General features: G+C 37.8%; 16 protein-coding genes. 7 read left to right on the top strand and 9 right to left on the bottom strand.

The annotated features are described in order from the left end of the window. Positions 1-128: 128 nt before the first annotated feature. A complete protein-coding gene (gene sthA / locus ACXM0J_RS03385) occupies positions 129-1,541 on the top strand; it encodes a Si-specific NAD(P)(+) transhydrogenase (protein WP_002118117.1) in 1,413 nt (470 codons plus the stop codon). Positions 1,542-1,784: 243 nt separating this feature from the next. On the opposite strand, the gene ACXM0J_RS03380 is transcribed toward sthA, so the two are convergent. The 4 genes from ACXM0J_RS03380 to map all read right to left on the bottom strand — a co-directional run bounded on the left by ACXM0J_RS03380 (position 1,785) and on the right by map (position 7,018). Further along, positions 1,785-2,999 (bottom strand): MFS transporter, encoded by a 1,215-nt coding sequence (locus tag ACXM0J_RS03380; protein ID WP_086265820.1) that lies wholly within the window; start codon positions 2,997-2,999, stop codon positions 1,785-1,787. A 167-nt stretch (positions 3,000-3,166) separates the two neighbouring features. Further along, on the bottom strand, positions 3,167-4,513 hold the full coding sequence (locus ACXM0J_RS03375; RefSeq protein WP_086265821.1) for an MFS transporter: 1,347 nt from the start codon (positions 4,511-4,513) through the stop codon (positions 3,167-3,169). 402 nt (positions 4,514-4,915) lie between these two features. Continuing rightward, positions 4,916-5,986: an OmpW/AlkL family protein gene (locus ACXM0J_RS03370; RefSeq protein ID WP_086265822.1), complete on the bottom strand. Its 1,071-nt coding sequence runs from the start codon at positions 5,984-5,986 to the stop codon at positions 4,916-4,918. 204 nt (positions 5,987-6,190) lie between these two features. Next, on the bottom strand, positions 6,191-7,018 hold the full coding sequence (gene map, locus ACXM0J_RS03365) for a type I methionyl aminopeptidase (RefSeq protein WP_032004590.1): 828 nt from the start codon (positions 7,016-7,018) through the stop codon (positions 6,191-6,193). A gap of 210 nt (positions 7,019-7,228) precedes the next feature. On the opposite strand from map, the gene rpsB reads away from it, so the two are divergent. From rpsB to ACXM0J_RS03335, 6 genes are all read left to right on the top strand, one after another. Continuing rightward, a complete protein-coding gene (gene rpsB / locus ACXM0J_RS03360) occupies positions 7,229-7,981 on the top strand; it encodes a 30S ribosomal protein S2 (protein WP_002118204.1) in 753 nt (250 codons plus the stop codon). Positions 7,982-8,118: 137 nt separating this feature from the next. Continuing rightward, the gene (gene tsf / locus ACXM0J_RS03355; RefSeq protein ID WP_002118238.1) at positions 8,119-8,994 is read left to right on the top strand and encodes a translation elongation factor Ts; all 876 of its coding nucleotides are present in this window, start codon (positions 8,119-8,121) and stop codon (positions 8,992-8,994) included. A 65-nt stretch (positions 8,995-9,059) separates the two neighbouring features. Next, positions 9,060-9,545 (top strand): DUF3465 domain-containing protein, encoded by a 486-nt coding sequence (locus tag ACXM0J_RS03350; RefSeq protein ID WP_086265823.1) that lies wholly within the window; start codon positions 9,060-9,062, stop codon positions 9,543-9,545. 105 nt (positions 9,546-9,650) lie between these two features. Next, entirely contained in the window at positions 9,651-10,475 is an 825-nt protein-coding gene (locus ACXM0J_RS03345; RefSeq protein ID WP_086265824.1) for a helix-turn-helix transcriptional regulator, read from the top strand. An 88-nt stretch (positions 10,476-10,563) separates the two neighbouring features. Further along, the gene (locus ACXM0J_RS03340; RefSeq protein ID WP_078225149.1) at positions 10,564-11,280 is read left to right on the top strand and encodes an AzlC family ABC transporter permease; all 717 of its coding nucleotides are present in this window, start codon (positions 10,564-10,566) and stop codon (positions 11,278-11,280) included. Between the two features lies 1 nt (position 11,281). Continuing rightward, positions 11,282-11,599: an AzlD domain-containing protein gene (locus tag ACXM0J_RS03335; protein ID WP_086265825.1), complete on the top strand. Its 318-nt coding sequence runs from the start codon at positions 11,282-11,284 to the stop codon at positions 11,597-11,599. 43 nt (positions 11,600-11,642) lie between these two features. On the opposite strand, the gene ACXM0J_RS03330 is transcribed toward ACXM0J_RS03335, so the two are convergent. The 5 genes from ACXM0J_RS03330 to ACXM0J_RS03310 all read right to left on the bottom strand — a co-directional run bounded on the left by ACXM0J_RS03330 (position 11,643) and on the right by ACXM0J_RS03310 (position 16,508). Beyond that, positions 11,643-12,092: an Mpo1 family 2-hydroxy fatty acid dioxygenase gene (locus ACXM0J_RS03330; RefSeq protein WP_086265826.1), complete on the bottom strand. Its 450-nt coding sequence runs from the start codon at positions 12,090-12,092 to the stop codon at positions 11,643-11,645. 574 nt (positions 12,093-12,666) lie between these two features. After that, a complete protein-coding gene (locus ACXM0J_RS03325; RefSeq protein WP_086265827.1) occupies positions 12,667-13,278 on the bottom strand; it encodes a septal ring lytic transglycosylase RlpA family protein in 612 nt (203 codons plus the stop codon). A 289-nt stretch (positions 13,279-13,567) separates the two neighbouring features. Next, positions 13,568-14,569 carry a lytic murein transglycosylase B gene (gene mltB, locus ACXM0J_RS03320; RefSeq protein ID WP_170248670.1) on the bottom strand — a complete coding sequence of 334 codons (1,002 nt, stop codon included), beginning with the start codon at positions 14,567-14,569 and terminating at the stop codon, positions 13,568-13,570. Between the two features lie 19 nt (positions 14,570-14,588). Further along, positions 14,589-15,731: a rod shape-determining protein RodA gene (rodA, locus tag ACXM0J_RS03315; protein WP_086265829.1), complete on the bottom strand. Its 1,143-nt coding sequence runs from the start codon at positions 15,729-15,731 to the stop codon at positions 14,589-14,591. A gap of 126 nt (positions 15,732-15,857) precedes the next feature. Further along, positions 15,858-16,508, bottom strand: a complete 651-nt coding sequence (locus ACXM0J_RS03310) for a hypothetical protein (RefSeq protein WP_033847654.1) — start codon at positions 16,506-16,508, stop codon at positions 15,858-15,860. Positions 16,509-16,523: the final 15 nt, after the last annotated feature.

The raw sequence follows: 16,523 nt of genomic DNA, 5'->3' as shown, positions 1-16,523 counted from the left end.
GGAAAATAACTATTCATATAATAAATGTGGTTATTCAGAAATATAGGGTTGAGAAATACATAAATTCACCGCATATTAGCCATAATTTATTATAAAATATGGTCATTCAAGTGAGGAAGGAGCTTTCAATGCCACGTAAAAAAGAGGTCGTTAGTGGGAATTTCGTTAAATACGATGCGGTAGTTCTCGGTTCTGGACCTGCAGGTGAAGGCGCGGCAATGAAGCTTGCAAAAGCGGGTAAGCGTGTTGCAATTGTAGATGTGCGTGATCAACTGGGTGGTAACTGTGCACACGTAGGTACCATTCCAAGTAAAGCATTACGTCAAACAGTTTCTAGTATTATTCGCTATCAGCGTGATCCAATGTTTCAAAAAGTAGGTGAGTGGAAACAGTTCACCATGAAACAGGTTTTGCGTAATGCACACAAAGTGATTCAACAACAGGTTGATACGCATACACGCTTTTATGACCGCAACAAAATCGGCGTATTTCATGGCCGTGCATATATTCAAGATAAAAATACAGTTTTAGTTTTTAGCCATGAAGGCATTAAAGAAACAATCATCTGTAAGCAAATCGTAATTGCGACAGGTAGTCGTCCTTATCATCCACAAGGCCTCGACTTTGATCATCCTCGTGTATTTGATTCAGATAAAATTCTTGATCTTGATTATTCAATTCAAAAAATTATTATTTACGGCGCTGGCGTTATTGGCTGTGAATATGCCTCAATCTTTATTGGTTTAGATCATAAAGTTGACTTGATTAATACTCAGCAAAAACTCTTAAGCTATCTAGATGATGAAATTGCTGATGCTTTGTCTTATCACTTACGTGAACAGGGTGTATTAATTCGTCACAACGAACAAATGGATCACCTAGAAACATTTGATGACCACGTTGTACTACATTTACAAAGTGGTAAAAAGATTAAAGCCGATGCGATTCTTTGGTGTAACGGTCGTTCAGGAAACACTGAAGGTTTAGGTCTTGAGAATGTTGGGTTGGTACCAAATAACCGTGGTCAACTTTCAGTAAATGATCAATATCAAACTGAGGTTGAAAATATCTATGCTGCTGGTGACGTGATTGGTTGGCCATCACTTGCTTCTGCTGCTTATGACCAAGGGCGCTGTGCTGGCGCAAACATGAGTGGTGAAGATGCGAAGCCAGTACGTGATATCCCAACGGGTATTTACACCATTCCGGAAATCTCATCAATTGGTAAAAATGAACAGGAATTAACCGAAGAGAAAATTCCGTATGAAGTAGGTCAAGCTTCTTTCCGTCATTTAGCTCGCGCACAAATTACTGGTGATACAGTGGGGGAGTTAAAAATTCTTTTCCACCGCGACACTATGGAAATTTTAGGTATTCACTGTTTTGGTAATAACGCTGCCGAAATTATCCACATTGGGCAAGCAGTTATGCACAGCCCAAACAATACTTTGAAATATTTTGTCGAAACAACATTTAACTATCCAACAATGGCTGAAGCATATCGTGTAGCTGCACTTAATGGTATGAATCGTTTGTTTTGATTTTAAATAAGTTTTCCATAAAAAAACCCGCAAACTTGCGGGCTTTTTTATTTTCATTAGACCATAGGTTTTTTATATTTTTATGACAATTTGCAGTATGCATCTGGTTGTCTATATCTCTAGTGGGCACAAAATGCTTGATTAAAATATACAAATAAATCAGGAGTTTGTTTCCATAAAATGATTGAACAGGCCAGCAGAGTAATCACGAGCAAAGTCATAATTGTTTTCAAAAGTAAGGTATTATGCGTCATGAATAACAGCCTCCTCATTTACAAAGAAATGTACGATTACCCCTAATATACTCAATGCTATTGAACATAGCCAAATCGCATTGTAATTACCTGTTAAGTCATGGTTAACACCGCCAAGCCAACCGCCAAAGAAAGAACCGACTTGATGGGTGAAAAACACAATGCCGCTCAGCATTGAAAGATATTTAACACCAAACATATTTGCCACAATACCGTTGGTGAGCGGAACTGTAGAGAGCCATAAAAGTCCCATAATGACGCCAAAAGCATATACCGTATAAGTGCTTAGAGGTAATAGTAAAAATGCGATGATTGCGATGCCTCGGCTACCGTAAAGCGCCATTAATAATTTAGGTTTTGAGAATCGATCTCCTAGCCAACCTGCCCCATAAGTTCCCACAATATTAAATAGTCCTACTAGTGCTAGAAACACAGTACCTGTAGCTGCATCAAAGCCGTGATCGATTAAATAGCCCGGTAGATGAACACCTAAGAAGACCACCTGAAATCCACACACTAAAAAGCCTAAAGCTAACCACCAGAATGGCTTATGTTTTCTAGCAATATTCAGTACTTGTTTAAATGTGAGCTGAGGTTGAGTAATTGCTTTTGGTGTTTGATTGCTTGGCCCTTTTAGCATCCACGCTAGAGGAATGATAAGCGCAATTAACAACGCACTCACCATTAAAGCTGACGACCATCCTACCGTTTTAAGCAAGAGAAGGGTGGAAGGTAGCATAATAAACTGACCAAAAGAGCCTGCTGCACTGGCAATACCCATTGCCATACTTCTTTTTTCTGGAGGGGCGGCACGGCCTACTGCACTCAGTAAAACCGTAAAAGAGGTTGCTGATAAAGCTAAGCCAATAATAAGACCTAAGCTTAAATTCAAAATGAGTACACTTGAACTAAAAGCCATTAAAAGTAGGCCTAGGGTATAAAGTAAGCCACCCACAGCAACTACAACTTTACTGCCATATTTATCTGCAATTGCCCCGGTAAAAGGCTGAACAGCTCCCCAGATCAGATTCTGCATGGCTATCGCAAGACTAAAAACATGCTGTCCCCAGCCAAATTCATGGCTCATCGGTACAAGGTAGAGACCGAAACCATGCCGTACACCGAGAGAAAGTGCCAGAATAATTGCACTGCCAATCAGCATATAGATGAGGGACTGAGAAAATTGGTTGCCAGTTTTAGTCATGATTAATGGAAAATTATAATAATGATGATTTATTGTAGAAGATATATCGAAAAATATCGATATATACAGCAAGAATACTTAAGAAGAATTAAAAAGTAAGTATGAGTTGTATGCTTTTATAAAAATAAGGGAGTAGAAAAAATCCTGATTTCTACTCCTTATAAAAATTAAGCAGCAGAGTTACGTTCCAGTAAGGCTTGTTCAAAAAGAATTTGTTCTTTTGCTTTATGTTCTGTTGTAAAGCGAATCAAAATTACGCTACAGCCTGCAACTATAACCAGACCGCCTAAAATAAACAGGCAAGTTTGAATATCAAGTAAACCCTTAAGCAAGAAACCAGCTGCGACAGCACCCACATTTCCGCCTGCACCAATAATTCCTGCGACACCACCTAATGCATTACGATCAATAAATGGTACGAGAGCATATGTCGCGCCACAAGCCATATGAGTAAACAGGGCAAAAATTGTCATAGAGATGATTGCAAGTGCAACGACATTCATTTGAGAGAAAAGAATTAGGAATAAACCTTCGCCCAAAATCATCAGTACTAATACTTTAGTGCGGCCATCTAAACCTTTTTTAAGTGCGACTTTATCGGAAATAATACCGCCAAGTGCACGAGCAAAGAGTGCAAGAAGGCCAAATATCCCCGCGGTTAAACCAGCGGTTTTTAAATCCATCTTGAACTGATCAACATAGTACATTGCTGCAACGTTATGGATAAAAATTTCAATACCGAAACATGCACCGTAAGCCACAAATAAAATCCAGACACGGTAGTTGCGAGCAGCTTGCATTAAAATAGCCATACCACCTTTTTTACCACTGCCCACTTCAATACCTTGTGCGCGGACTTCTTTAAAGTTTCCTTGAGGGCAGTCTTGGGTTAATTTCCAGTAAAGAATGCCGACAATGACCATCATCAAGCCTGGTACGATTAATGCAACACGCCAACCCATAGTTTGCTCAACACCAAACATGACAATTGCGCCAAGTAATAAAGGCATTAGAGCTTGAGTTGCACCGCCACCAGCATTACCCCAACCAGCAGCAGCTGCATTTGCCGTGCCTACAACATTAGGCGCAAACATAACACTTGTATGGTATTGCGTAATAACAAAGCTTGCGCCAATTGCACCAATTAGTAGGCGGAAAAATAAAAAGGATTCATAACTGTTGGCAGCAGCAACACCAAATACAGGAATACTGCCAAGCAAGAGAAGAGCTGTATAGGTAATCCTCGGGCCATATTTATCACAAAGTGGACCGACAGCGAGTCGTACTAAAATCGTAATTGCAACGGCGGCAATATTAATATTGGCAATTTGGTCTTTGGTTAAGCCGAACTCACCTTTAATAACCGGCATGAGTGGTGCGCAAGCAAACCATGCGAAGAAGCACACAAAGAATGCGAGCCATGTCATATGGAAAGCACGCATTGCAGGAGTAGAAAAGCTAAATAATTTTATTTCAGTTGCTTTTTTTGCATCTCGATTGACATTTGAAGACATACGGCGTCCCTCTGAACTGAACGAAATTTTAATTTGCAAGGCGATTTATTGCCTATCTGCAAACCGATCAGAGCGGACATCGTTGGCCGTCTTGTTTATTCATTGAATCATCGTTGACTCATCTTGCTATGAATAAAGCAAAGCTTGTGCCAAAAAATTAATTTTACTAAAAAGGAAAAATTACTTTCTAATTCTATTGAGTTAGTTTATTAAAAATAAAATTAATTAAAAATAGAAATAAATCAGTAAATACTCATAAGAGAGGAGAGTAGTAAATTTTTTCTATTGGCTTCATAAAAGTGCTCATTTTTTTAGCGTTTTGATTTAAAAAGAAGCAAAATCTACAAAAAAGAAAGCTATAAAAACGTGCATAAGTTTTTATAGCTTTGTGTGACACAAAAGTTAGAAGCGGTAACCGATACCTGCATAACCTAAAATCGGATTAATTTCGATATCTGCTTTTGCATTAATTAATTCGCCATATTTGGCATCATTGACTGTAATAGTCGTATCCGTTTTTAAGTGAGCATAAGAAACGGAGCCAACCGCATACCATTTGTCATTGAAATCATAGGTGAAACCCAAAGTTGCTACGGGCGCAATTGCATCAGATGCCTCAAGGTCTACTTTAGGATCACCAGAACTAGTTTTTCTTTCTAAAGCAGCACCCGATTTACCATCTTTAATATTCACAATCATATGACCAGCACTGACTAAATCATTTTCAATTTCAGGATTCATTTCTAATTCACTGAAATAGGCATACATCACACCTAGTCCAACATACGGTCTAAATTTATTTACGCCAGTTTTGCCAAAATGGTACTGAAGTTCAAAAGCTGGTGTCCAAGCTCGAGCTGATGCAGCACTTCCATGAGCTTCAAGATCGGTAATAAAAATATTATTTTCAAGCTCCATCGATCCAAGAATTCCGCCAGCAGGTTTTGCAGTAGCAGAAAAAGGGGCATAAATCTTACCTTTACCTTGTAGATCTACTTTAGGTGGAATTCCTGCTTTTACTTCTAATGAGACATTATCTGTAAAAAAATAATTTGTCATGAGACCTAGAGTAGTTACATCATCAGCTTCTAAGCCTGTATTCTCAGCTTCCCATTGACTCAAACCGCGAATTTCAGCTGTTCCACTTAACCATGCGGGAATAGTATCAGTACCTAAACCAATAACATCAATAAGTTCTTCAAGAACGACATTACTATTACTATCGGAAATATTGTCTTGAATAGTTTTTACCTTAATATCTCCGACTTTAGATTGCTCATTTTCTTTAACAGAAGTATTAATCCTAAAAGGCTGAGCTTTTCCTGTTGGTTTGACATATAAAGGACCAGCAGAGACAGAAAAACGTTTGAAGCCATCACCATCTTTAAAACTAAAATATGGTGACGCGGCATAAGTGGATGTTGGCAGAGCAAAAAAGGCAGCTGTCATACAAAATAATGACTTTCTCATCATAAAAGGACTCCATGTCCGGCATTTGTTTACTGATTTTTATTGAGCCCACCATACCGTGTTTTATTAAAATGATTGTGTATTAAAAATTAATAATTGTAATTTTTTTGAAATATTTGTTTATATTTAGAAAGATTTATTAATAAAAAATACATAATAAGTAATAAAAGGCTACATAAAGCAGCCTTTTATTTAAGATTTTTTAAATTATTGGTTGAAGCGAGATAAGTCTTCTTCAGGACGAGCAGTTAAGACTTCAATGCCCGTTTGAGTAACTAAAATAGTATGTTCATATTGAGCTGAAAGTTTATGGTCTTTCGTTACGACAGTCCATTTGTCACCTAACAATTTAGTTTGCCATACACCTGCATTTACCATAGGTTCAATCGTAAAAGTCATACCTGCTTCAAGACGCATACCTGTACCAGCTTGACCATAGTGTAATACTTGAGGTTCATCATGGAAAACGGTTCCAATACCGTGACCACAATATTCTCGTACTACGCTAAAACGTTCTGATTCGACATACTTCTGGATTGCGTGGCCGATATCGCCTAAATATGAACCATCTCTAACGGTTGCCATCCCGCGATACATCGCTTCTTGAGCAACTTTACATAGACGGTTTGCTAAAATAGAAGTTTCACCACCCACGATATACATCATGTTGGTGTCGCCGTGATAACCATCTTTAATGACAGTGACGTCAATATTAAGGATGTCACCATTTTTTAAAATTTTATTTTCAGAGGGAATACCATGACAGACAACATGGTTAACCGAAGTACAAATAGAGTGTTGAAAAGCAGGGCGCCCAGGAGCTCCACCATAACCTACACATGCAGGAATAGCATGCTGCACATTTTCAATGTGATTACGACAAATGGTATCAAGTTCAAGCGTACTTACACCTGCCTTAATATGGGGCTTGATCATCTCTAGAACTTCAGCCGCCAGTCGTCCTGCAATGCGCATTTTTTCAATTTCATCTGGAGTTTTGATTAATCGACGTGGAGCTGTATAAGTACTGTTCATGATCTCTAAAAACTTTTGGTAATTTACAAGCGTCTATGGTATAAATAGCCGCCCATTTTATCAAATGCTTTTCGTGAATATCTTTTACGAAGAATTTTGATAGATGGAGTAAAAAATCCGCACATATATCGTCACATTACTCTGGGTGCCCGTAAAAAGGTGGAGAATGCGGATATATGGAGGCCTAACCCAACTTTTAAGGTAAAGAAAATGGCAGATTACAACGTAAGCATGCGCGACCTTCTTCAAGCAGGTGCGCACTTTGGTCACCAAACTCGTTTCTGGAACCCAAAAATGCGTCAATACATTTTTGGCGCGCGCAACAAAATTCACATCATCAACCTTGAGCACACTGTTCCTGCGTTAAATGATGCTTTGAACTTCGCTAACCAATTAGCAAGCAAAAAGAACAAAGTTTTGTTCGTTGGTACAAAACGTGCTGCTTCTAACATCATCCGTGAACAAGCTCAACGCGCTGGTCAACCATATGTAGATCACCGTTGGTTAGGTGGTATGTTGACGAACTGGAAAACACTTCGCCAATCTATCAACCGTTTAAAAGATCTTCAAACTCAATCTCAAGATGGTACTTTTGCTAAGCTTACTAAACGTGAAGCTTTAGAACGTGCTCGTGAGATGGAAAAACTTGAGCGCTCTTTAGGCGGCGTTAAAAACATGGGTGGTTTACCTGACGCATTATTTGTAATCGACGTTGATCACGAAGCGATTGCAATCAAAGAAGCTAAGAACTTAGGTATTCCTGTTATCGGTATCGTTGATACAAACTCTAACCCAGACAACGTTGATTACGTTATTCCTGGTAACGACGATGCGATCCGTGCAGTAACTCTATATGCTTCAGCTATGGCTGACGCAATTCTTGCTGGTAAAGAATACGCTCAATCTCAAGCGAACGCTCAAGCAAAAGGCGATGACGCTGCGAAAGACGCTTCTGAGGCTTAATGCGTTTTGACGCAGGCTTGTCATTTTTGCGACATGTAATGGTGGCAAATTAAGCGTCGAGAATGCAAACGGCCCAGAGTTTCTTTGGGCCGTTTTTGTTGAAAAGATTTATTTTCTACCGATTTTAGGAGATCAACATGACTGCAATTACTGCAAGCATGGTAAAAGAATTACGTGACCGTACTGGTCTTGCAATGATGGAATGCAAAAAAGCATTAACAGAAGCGAACGGTGACATCGAGCTTGCTATTGATAACCTTCGTAAATCTGGTCAAGCTAAAGCTGCTAAAAAAGCTGGTAACATTGCTGCTGACGGTGCAATCACAATCGTTCAAGAAGGCAACAAAGCAATTTTAGTTGAAGTTAACTGTCAAACTGACTTCGTTGCTAAAGACGAAAACTTCTCTAACTTCTCAAAAGCTGTTGCTACTGCTGCTTTAGCGGCTGGTGAAACTGATGCTGCTAAAATCGCTGAATTAAAATTAGCAGACGGTCAATCAGTTGAAGAAGCTCGTATTGCACTTGTTCAAAAAATCGGTGAAAACATCCAAGTTCGTCGCGCGAAAATCGTTGAAGGCGAAAACTTGGCTATCTACAAACACGGTTTAAAAATCGGTGTTGTAGTTTCTTATACTGGTGATGCTGATACTGGTAAAGGTATTGCAATGCACGTTGCTGCATTCAACCCAGTAGCTGTAAATGCTGAAGCTGTTCCTGCTGACCTTATCGCTAAAGAAAAAGAAATTGCTGAAGCGAAAGCGTTAGAATCTGGTAAACCAGCTAACATCGTTGAGAAAATGGTAACTGGTTCAGTTGATAAATACTTGAACGAAGTTGCTCTTGATCGTCAAATGTATGTAATCGACAACGACAAGAAAGTTGCGGATGTATTAAAAGCAACTGGTACTACTGTTGCTGAATTCGTACGTTTCGAAGTTGGTGAAGGTATTGAGAAGAAAGCAGAACTTAGCTTCGCTGAAGAAGTTGCTGCTGCTCAAGCTGCTGCGAAGTAATTCGTATCACAATAAAAAAAGCCCCATTGGGGCTTTTTTTATCTCAGTTAAAATAAGGGTATACAATGACAAATAAAAAAAATCTCAGTATTGGTGGTGTGATTATTTTATTGATTGCTGCGTATTTTGGTCTGGATTTATCTGGACATAAGCAAAGTCAATCACCATCATCAACTATACCCGCAGCTCAGCGTAATGAAACTACACTTTCAAATAATGGGGTGGACACTGTAAAAGCTGCTTATGACCAGAGACAAAGTAATGTTCAAGTGCAGGGAAGTGGTCGAGTCAAAGCAATTTTAAGAGATGATAATGATGGGTCAAGACACCAGAAATTCATTCTAGTATTAGAAAATGGCCTTTCAATTTTGGTTGCACATAATATCGATTTGGCACCTAAAATTTCTAATCTAAATAAAGGTGATGTCGTTGAGTTTTATGGCGAATATGAGTATAACCCAAAAGGTGGTGTACTACATTGGACTCATCACGATCCACAAGGTCGTCATGAAGGTGGGTGGCTTAAACATGACGGACAGATCTATCAATAAAGCCCAAGTAAACGTTTAATCAGATTATTTTCATAGAGCAATTTTGTTCTATTCAGTTTGTTAAAACATGCTATGGTTTTTTTATTGAATAGATGAGACGTATTTATGCAGCGGGAGCAAGCCGATTATCTGCATGTGCGAGAGTTGGGCGGTTTAGAGTTATTAAAAGCACATTATCACCAAACACAATTTTCAAAGCATACTCATGAAGGGTACTGTATTGGTGTAATTGAAGAAGGAGCACAGTCTTTTTTTAGGACGGGACAGCTACATGTAGCTCCTAAAGGTGATATTATTTTAGTTAATGCTGACGAGATTCATACGGGTTCATCGGCTGTTGAATCAGGGTGGCGTTATCGAGCGATCTATCCAACACCTGAAATGTTAGCAGAAGTTAGCCAAGATTTTTTTGAAAATCCACATGGAGCACCATGGTTTCCTCAAGCTGTGATTCGCGACCTAGGTTTGGCTCAACAGCTTTGCTTACTTTTTGATTTATTAGAACAAAAAGATAATTTTTTACTCAAAGAAACGATGTATTTAACAACTTTAGCTTGTCTGATGAAGAGGCATAGTAAATCAAATCATACTTTTTGTGATTTGCCAGAAGCATATTCAAAAATATTAAGAATTAAAGAATTGCTCGTAGAAATGCCTGAAACCAACTTTTCTTTACAAGACTTGGCTGACATGGTCGGCTTGAGCGCTTGGCATTTCTTAAGGCAATTTAAAAAATATGTGGGCTTGCCACCTCATGCTTGGCTTGTACAAGCACGTTTACAAAAAGCAAGACAGTTATTAAAACAGGGGGACCAAATTGCCATGGTGGCACAACAATGTGGTTTTTCTGACCAAAGCCATTTTAACCGTCACTTTAAAAAAGCAATGGGCGTCACACCCACTCAATATGTAGCAAGTTTGAATATATAAATAAATTAGTTTTAAAGCAATTTTATCCAATATAAGTCGGCACTCATCAAGCATGGTATAGAGATGTTACTTATATTGGATTTTATATATGAATATTCAGCTTAATCAGCCAGTTGGGTTTTCAAAAAATAAGCCATCCTATTTATTTTTACGTGGTGCAATGGATATTTTGCCCTTGTCAATTTCTGTTATTCCGTGGGCAATCTTAGCGGGATCTATGGCAATTCATGCAGGATTATCTTTCTATAAAGCACTAGCAATGTCTGGACTCGTCTTTGCTGGAGCTGCTCAGTTGGTTAGCTTAAGCATGGCTATGGAAGGAGCATCTGTTTTTACAATTTATTTGACTATTTTCTTTTTAACGGCTCAGCATTTTATTTATGCATTAACTTTAAGAAATGACATTTCTATTTTGTCCCTACCTAAACGATTGAGTTTAGGCTTTTTATTAACAGATGAATTGTTTGCGGTGAGTGCTCCATTTGAAAAAAGAAGTTCGGAATATCTGCTCGGAGCTGGACTGTGTTTTTATTTATTTTGGGTTGCTTTTAGCTTGGTGGGAATACTGCTGGCGACAGTGATACCTGATCTTTTAAATTACCATTTGGATTTTTCGATCGTTGCTATTTTTATTGCCATGATTGTGCCTTTATGTAAAGGATTTCCGGTCATAGCTGGTGTGCTAACAACTTGTTTAAGTGGGTTTTTATTTAAATTTTATCAAATTGAGGGGGCGATTTTACTTTCAGGATTAATGGGAATGTTAATTGCTGTTTTAACTGAAAAAATAGGTAAGGAGCAATAATATGTCTTGGTTTATGATTTTAGGCTTGGCAGCAATCGTCTTTTTTAATCGCTATTATTTTTTAGAACCTCAAGTAAAAATTAAACTGCCGCTTATTCTGAATAAGATGCTTAACTATTCTGCACCTTGTTTGTTAACTGCAATCTGTATTCCAGTTATTTTTTTCGATGGTGACCATTTAAGAGGTGTGATAAATAATTCTTATATTTATGCAGCAATATTTTGTATTGTAATCGCTATTTACCTAAAAAAAGTTCTTTTAAGTGTGATAGCAAGTTTAGGATTTTTTTATTTTATAAATTTTCTAATCAATTACTAACATGCAAAAGCTGAATCGAAAGGATTCAGCTTTAAATTCATCTTTAAGCAAGAGCTTGTTTTTGTCTGCTTTTCCATTTAGGTAAGATTTTTGAGAGATAAGCATCCATACACCAAACTGGTCCAATTAGTAGGAATTGTAAATCTTTAAAGAAAGACGGTTTTTTGCCTTCGACTTTATGTCCGTAAAATTGTCCAACCCAAGCAATCACAAAAATAGCGATATAAAATCCGACTCCTACAGGTAGGGTGTAAATGAGCCATGCCATAACAACAAGTAAGGCAGCCATTGCAACAGCAAGTACAAGATCTAAACGTGCATAAAATACTAAAGTCAACACAAGTAATAAAGCAGTAAGCAATGTGCTGAAATGCGCAATAATTCCAATAATAGAAAATAAAATGGCGGGAACGCAAAGCCAGTGAATTTGTTTATTGATTGGATTTTGATGACTTTCGCTATATTCATCAAACCATTCAGTAATGGATTTCATTAGTAGCACACTCCTTGTTTTAACTTTGATTTATTTTTTGTGAGTATATTTTAGCCTGTTCTTGAGGATCTCGACAAGAAACTAACACTATTCAACTATAGGGAGCATTGCGTTAAAAAAATCTAGGAAAGAGCAGACGAAAAAATAATGTGACTGTGATTGAAAAAAATGGTCAATTCGACCTCAAAAATGATGCAATTTTTCATAATATTTTTTTTTGTATTGCTCAATGATGAAATCATCTAAAAAAGGGTGATTTTGAGATTGATGGGAAAATTGTATGAAAAAGCTCTACTCATCTACTCTAAAAACGCCATAAATAGCCTTTATTTTGGAAAAATGGTACTAGGGTAGCGCAAATTTAATAAAGTCGCTCTAAACGCAAATTAGAGTTGAAATTGACTTGTACTAAATAAACATGGTTTTTTGTTTAAAAAATATTCAAATTCGGAGTTAGATAAGGGTTAAAAAGAGGATTTTTTAACTTTAAGTTAGGCATCATTTTAATAACTTAAAATATAAAAAAAGCCGCAAAAAAATTGCGGCTTTTTACATGAACTCGAGAGGCTATAACTTATGAAGTTGGGCCATCAACACGCTCAATATTTACTTTTGCAGTTCCGGCATTAGTAATACCAAGACGTTTAGCTGCACCGTATGATAGGTCAAGTACACGATTGCCATGGAAAGGACCACGATCATTTACTTTTACAACTACACTTTTACCATTGTCCTTATTCGTTACGCGAATGTAACAGTTCAATGGTAGGCTACGGTGAGCAGCAGTTAGAGCATTCATATCGAATGTTTCACCACTTGCAGTTTTACGACCATGGAATTGGCGACCATACCAAGATGCTACACCAGTTTGGCTAAACTTACGAACAGTGTTTGAAGCTACTGTGTTAAGTTTTTCAATCACTGAAGGCTCATCTTCAGGGATTTCAATTTTTGCTGCGATAGCTTGACGACGGATTTGATCGCCAGAACGTTCAGTGATTGAAAGACTGTTAATGTTAGAAAAACGAGAATTAAAGTTTTGAGTATCTTTACTCAATACACGTGCTGCTAGATTAGGACCATCTACATCACTGTTTAATGATGATGACTGCACCATTTCGGCGTGCAGTGGGGCCATACTTAAACTAGCCGTCAGTGCAAGAACGTATTTCAGCGATAACTGCATTTGTATAAACTCCTGAGAACATGTACTTTTTTCTTTCAGCCATTGACTGAAATTTAAAGTGAACATGCCTTATTATTCACTTTTGCAATTGCTATATTGGGGTGGATAATATTCATCGGTTACGGAGAGTGTCTAGTCTTTAACGAGAAATCTTTACAAAAAGGGCAAAAACTTACAGTTTTAGGTTAAAAAATAATCAATAATGTAACAAGTTATTAAAAATGTATGTATTGTGATCTATTTAACAAAAATATTTATTGACTTTTACATAAAGTATAAAAAAGCTAGCCTATCGGCTAGCTACTTCAGTGCCTAATAACCATACAGCAGTAGCATACATGCGGCTCTTGTTATAAGTCGTAATCACTTGAAAATTTGGGTAAGTTAAATAGTAAATTGGACCATTATAGTCTTGTAATTGAATAACATTCACCATATCGAGATCATCAATTTTAACTAAAGGATTCAACGGAGAAATACCGAGCGTCTTTAATGCGCCATATGGAAAAGGTTGCGTTAAATCTTTAGCAATAATGCTTTCCGGATTTGACCCAGTGTAACGTGCCATAAACCCAATTGGTTGATCCCGTTGCCAACCCTTTTTTGCTAAATAGTTTGCAATTGACCCGATTGCATCTTCTGCTGAATTTCTTAAGTCGATATGTCCATTACCATCATAATCCACCCCATATTTACTAATATTGCTTGGCATAAATTGTGGATAGCCAATCGCCCCTGCATAGGAACCTACAATACTATTTGTTGGGTAGCCTTCTTTATAAGTCCATGCAATAAGAGCAGCTAGCTCATCACCAAAATATTCAGCACGGCGAGGGTAGCCAAAAGCAAGTGTGGCCAAGGCATCACGTGTAATAAAAGAACCTTTATTTGCGCCATAACCTGTCTCAACACCCAAAATGCCTAAAATGACAGATTGAGGTACGCCATATTGTTGCTCTGCGCGATTTAAAGCATCTGCATATTGATTTTTAAAACGGACACCGCGTTGAATTGTTCCTTCAACCAAAAACATAGAACGATAGTCATACCAAGGCTTACTTTCACCTGGGCGAGTCATAATATTTAGAATGTTTGGTAAATTTTTTGCACCACTCATGGCTGCATCGACTTGGACGCTACTTAAACCATAAGCGCTCATGGCTTTTTGTTTAAAATTCAAATAATCAGGATGTGTGGCAAAATCGTTGGCCTGAGCGAAATGACTTGTACTGATTAGACCAGTACACAAAGCGAGCATTTTTAAAGTTTTATTTAAGTGTTGAGACAACATATCGTTTTAAAATTCCAGATTATCGATGTGTATGAATGGACATGACTAAACCAAAGGTGGCCATTAAAGTAATAATAGCTGTTCCACCATAACTCATAAAAGGTAAAGGAACACCTACTACAGGTAAAATACCACTGACCATTCCCGCATTTACAAATACATAAACAAAAAAAGACAAACCAAAGGCGCCAGCAACTAAACGTCCATAGTTATGGAAGCTTTGTAAACCGATCTGGAATGTTCTAAAAATAATAGCAAAATAAAGAATTACTAAAATTAGTACACCAATAAGCCCAAATTCTTCGGAATACGCAGCAATAATAAAATCAGTATGTCCTTCGGGTAAAAAGTGTAAGTGAGATTGTGTACCTTCGAGGAAACCTTTACCTGAAAAACCACCAGAACCAATTGCAGTTTTAGATTGAATAATATTCCAACCCGTACCGAGTGCATCTGCCTCGGGGTCAAGTAAAGTTAAAACCCTTTGACGTTGATAGTCGTGTAAAAGAAATTCCCACGCAATCGGAATTATTATCGCTGCACATGCCGCTGCAGCTCCAATCATCCGCCATGATAGTCCACTTAAAAATAAGACAAATATACCGCTTGCCAAGACTAAAAGTGATGTCCCTAAATCAGGTTGTTCAGCAATCAGTAAAAAAGGAATACCAATTAACATTAATGATAAAACAACTTGTGAAAAACTAGGGGGAAGAGGTTTTCGTGCTAAAAACCATGCAATCATCATTGGCATGCCGATTTTCATGAACTCACTGGGTTGGACACTTCCGAAACCGGGAATATCAATCCAGCGCTGAGCACCCATTCGGACTTCACCAAATACCATAACTGCCACAAGCGAAAATAGGCCAAACAAATAAAAGTAGGGGGAAAATGCTTGATAGACCTTAGGCGGAATTTGGGCTAGACCAAACATCACTAAAAAGCCAATACCAAAACTCATTGCTTGTTTACTGACTAACCCTACATTCTGTGCCGAAGCACTATATAGTACAGTTAAACCTAAGAGTGCATTTAAGAGCAAAAATAGACATAACCACGGGTCAATGTGGAGTTGTTGCCACTTAGATGGTTGCATAGCGGTGCTAAGACCATCTCGAGGAGCTTGGCGTAAAAACTTATATTGTGGGCTAGGAGACATGCGGTGTTAACTAGGTCAATCAGTGCTTGGCGCATGCTAACATAAACCTGATTAATGGCAATGTATATCAATATTTTGCAATAAAAAAACCTAGCTCTTGCTAGGTTTCCGATAGGCTATTTTTTATTAGTTAAAGAATAGACTGTCATGATATTCAGCCATCGCTTTTAGCTCAGTGCGATTTAAGCTAGGAATTAATTTATCGATCGCAATATGAACTGCTTTTGTTACAGCTGCTGCACCAATATCAGCTGCTTTACGCTTGATCATGCCAAGATCTAATGTCTTGTTAAAATCAGACATAAAGTGTCTCACCATAGCATCGCCAAACTGTTTATATAGTTCAGCTAACGCTGCTTTATTAATATCATTGCCTGCCTGAAGTTCTGCAAAATTATGCTTAAGGTTGGTCACTAGGCCAGCATCTAAAGTTACGCCTACTTTATATTGACCTTGTGGATCTTTAAATAAGCTTTTTTCAGAGAACTCTACTGACTGTTTAACAACATCGTTCGGTGCTTTGCTTAACAATTGTTTTAAAAGAACAGCAACTGTTGATTTGACATAGCCTGCAAGTTTTTCGGCAGTATCGCGCTTTTCACTTGCAGGGAAGTGCTGAACTAACTGAATTAAGACATTATCAATAATCTCTTCATTAAGTTGTAAAGCAATCTTATCGCGAAGTGGATATAAAGGCTCACTAGAATTTTTGTTCGCAATTCCAGTTTGTATATCGTTCAATAAGCCTTCAGAAGGGGTAAAACCAAAAAACGGCATGGTATATCCTCAAAT

Source organism: Acinetobacter sp. GRABPA_MV_2 (assembly GCF_056725885.1).
Note: the sequence above shows the minus strand (reverse complement) of the source record. Positions and strands in the feature narration are given on the sequence as shown.

Coding starts and splice junctions, on each gene's coding strand:
- ACXM0J_RS03350 (WP_086265823.1), top strand. CDS start 9,060: ATGACAAATAAAAAAAATCTCAGTATTGGTGGTGTGATTATTTTATTG.
- ACXM0J_RS03375 (WP_086265821.1), bottom strand. CDS start 4,513: ATGTCTTCAAATGTCAATCGAGATGCAAAAAAAGCAACTGAAATAAAA.
- ACXM0J_RS03340 (WP_078225149.1), top strand. CDS start 10,564: ATGAATATTCAGCTTAATCAGCCAGTTGGGTTTTCAAAAAATAAGCCA.
- ACXM0J_RS03370 (WP_086265822.1), bottom strand. CDS start 5,986: ATGATGAGAAAGTCATTATTTTGTATGACAGCTGCCTTTTTTGCTCTG.
- rpsB (WP_002118204.1), top strand. CDS start 7,229: ATGGCAGATTACAACGTAAGCATGCGCGACCTTCTTCAAGCAGGTGCG.
- map (WP_032004590.1), bottom strand. CDS start 7,018: ATGAACAGTACTTATACAGCTCCACGTCGATTAATCAAAACTCCAGAT.
- ACXM0J_RS03325 (WP_086265827.1), bottom strand. CDS start 13,278: ATGCAGTTATCGCTGAAATACGTTCTTGCACTGACGGCTAGTTTAAGT.
- sthA (WP_002118117.1), top strand. CDS start 129: ATGCCACGTAAAAAAGAGGTCGTTAGTGGGAATTTCGTTAAATACGAT.
- ACXM0J_RS03380 (WP_086265820.1), bottom strand. CDS start 2,999: ATGACTAAAACTGGCAACCAATTTTCTCAGTCCCTCATCTATATGCTG.
- mltB (WP_170248670.1), bottom strand. CDS start 14,569: ATGTTGTCTCAACACTTAAATAAAACTTTAAAAATGCTCGCTTTGTGT.
- ACXM0J_RS03330 (WP_086265826.1), bottom strand. CDS start 12,092: ATGAAATCCATTACTGAATGGTTTGATGAATATAGCGAAAGTCATCAA.
- ACXM0J_RS03310 (WP_033847654.1), bottom strand. CDS start 16,508: ATGCCGTTTTTTGGTTTTACCCCTTCTGAAGGCTTATTGAACGATATA.
- rodA (WP_086265829.1), bottom strand. CDS start 15,731: ATGTCTCCTAGCCCACAATATAAGTTTTTACGCCAAGCTCCTCGAGAT.
- ACXM0J_RS03345 (WP_086265824.1), top strand. CDS start 9,651: ATGCAGCGGGAGCAAGCCGATTATCTGCATGTGCGAGAGTTGGGCGGT.
- tsf (WP_002118238.1), top strand. CDS start 8,119: ATGACTGCAATTACTGCAAGCATGGTAAAAGAATTACGTGACCGTACT.
- ACXM0J_RS03335 (WP_086265825.1), top strand. CDS start 11,282: ATGTCTTGGTTTATGATTTTAGGCTTGGCAGCAATCGTCTTTTTTAAT.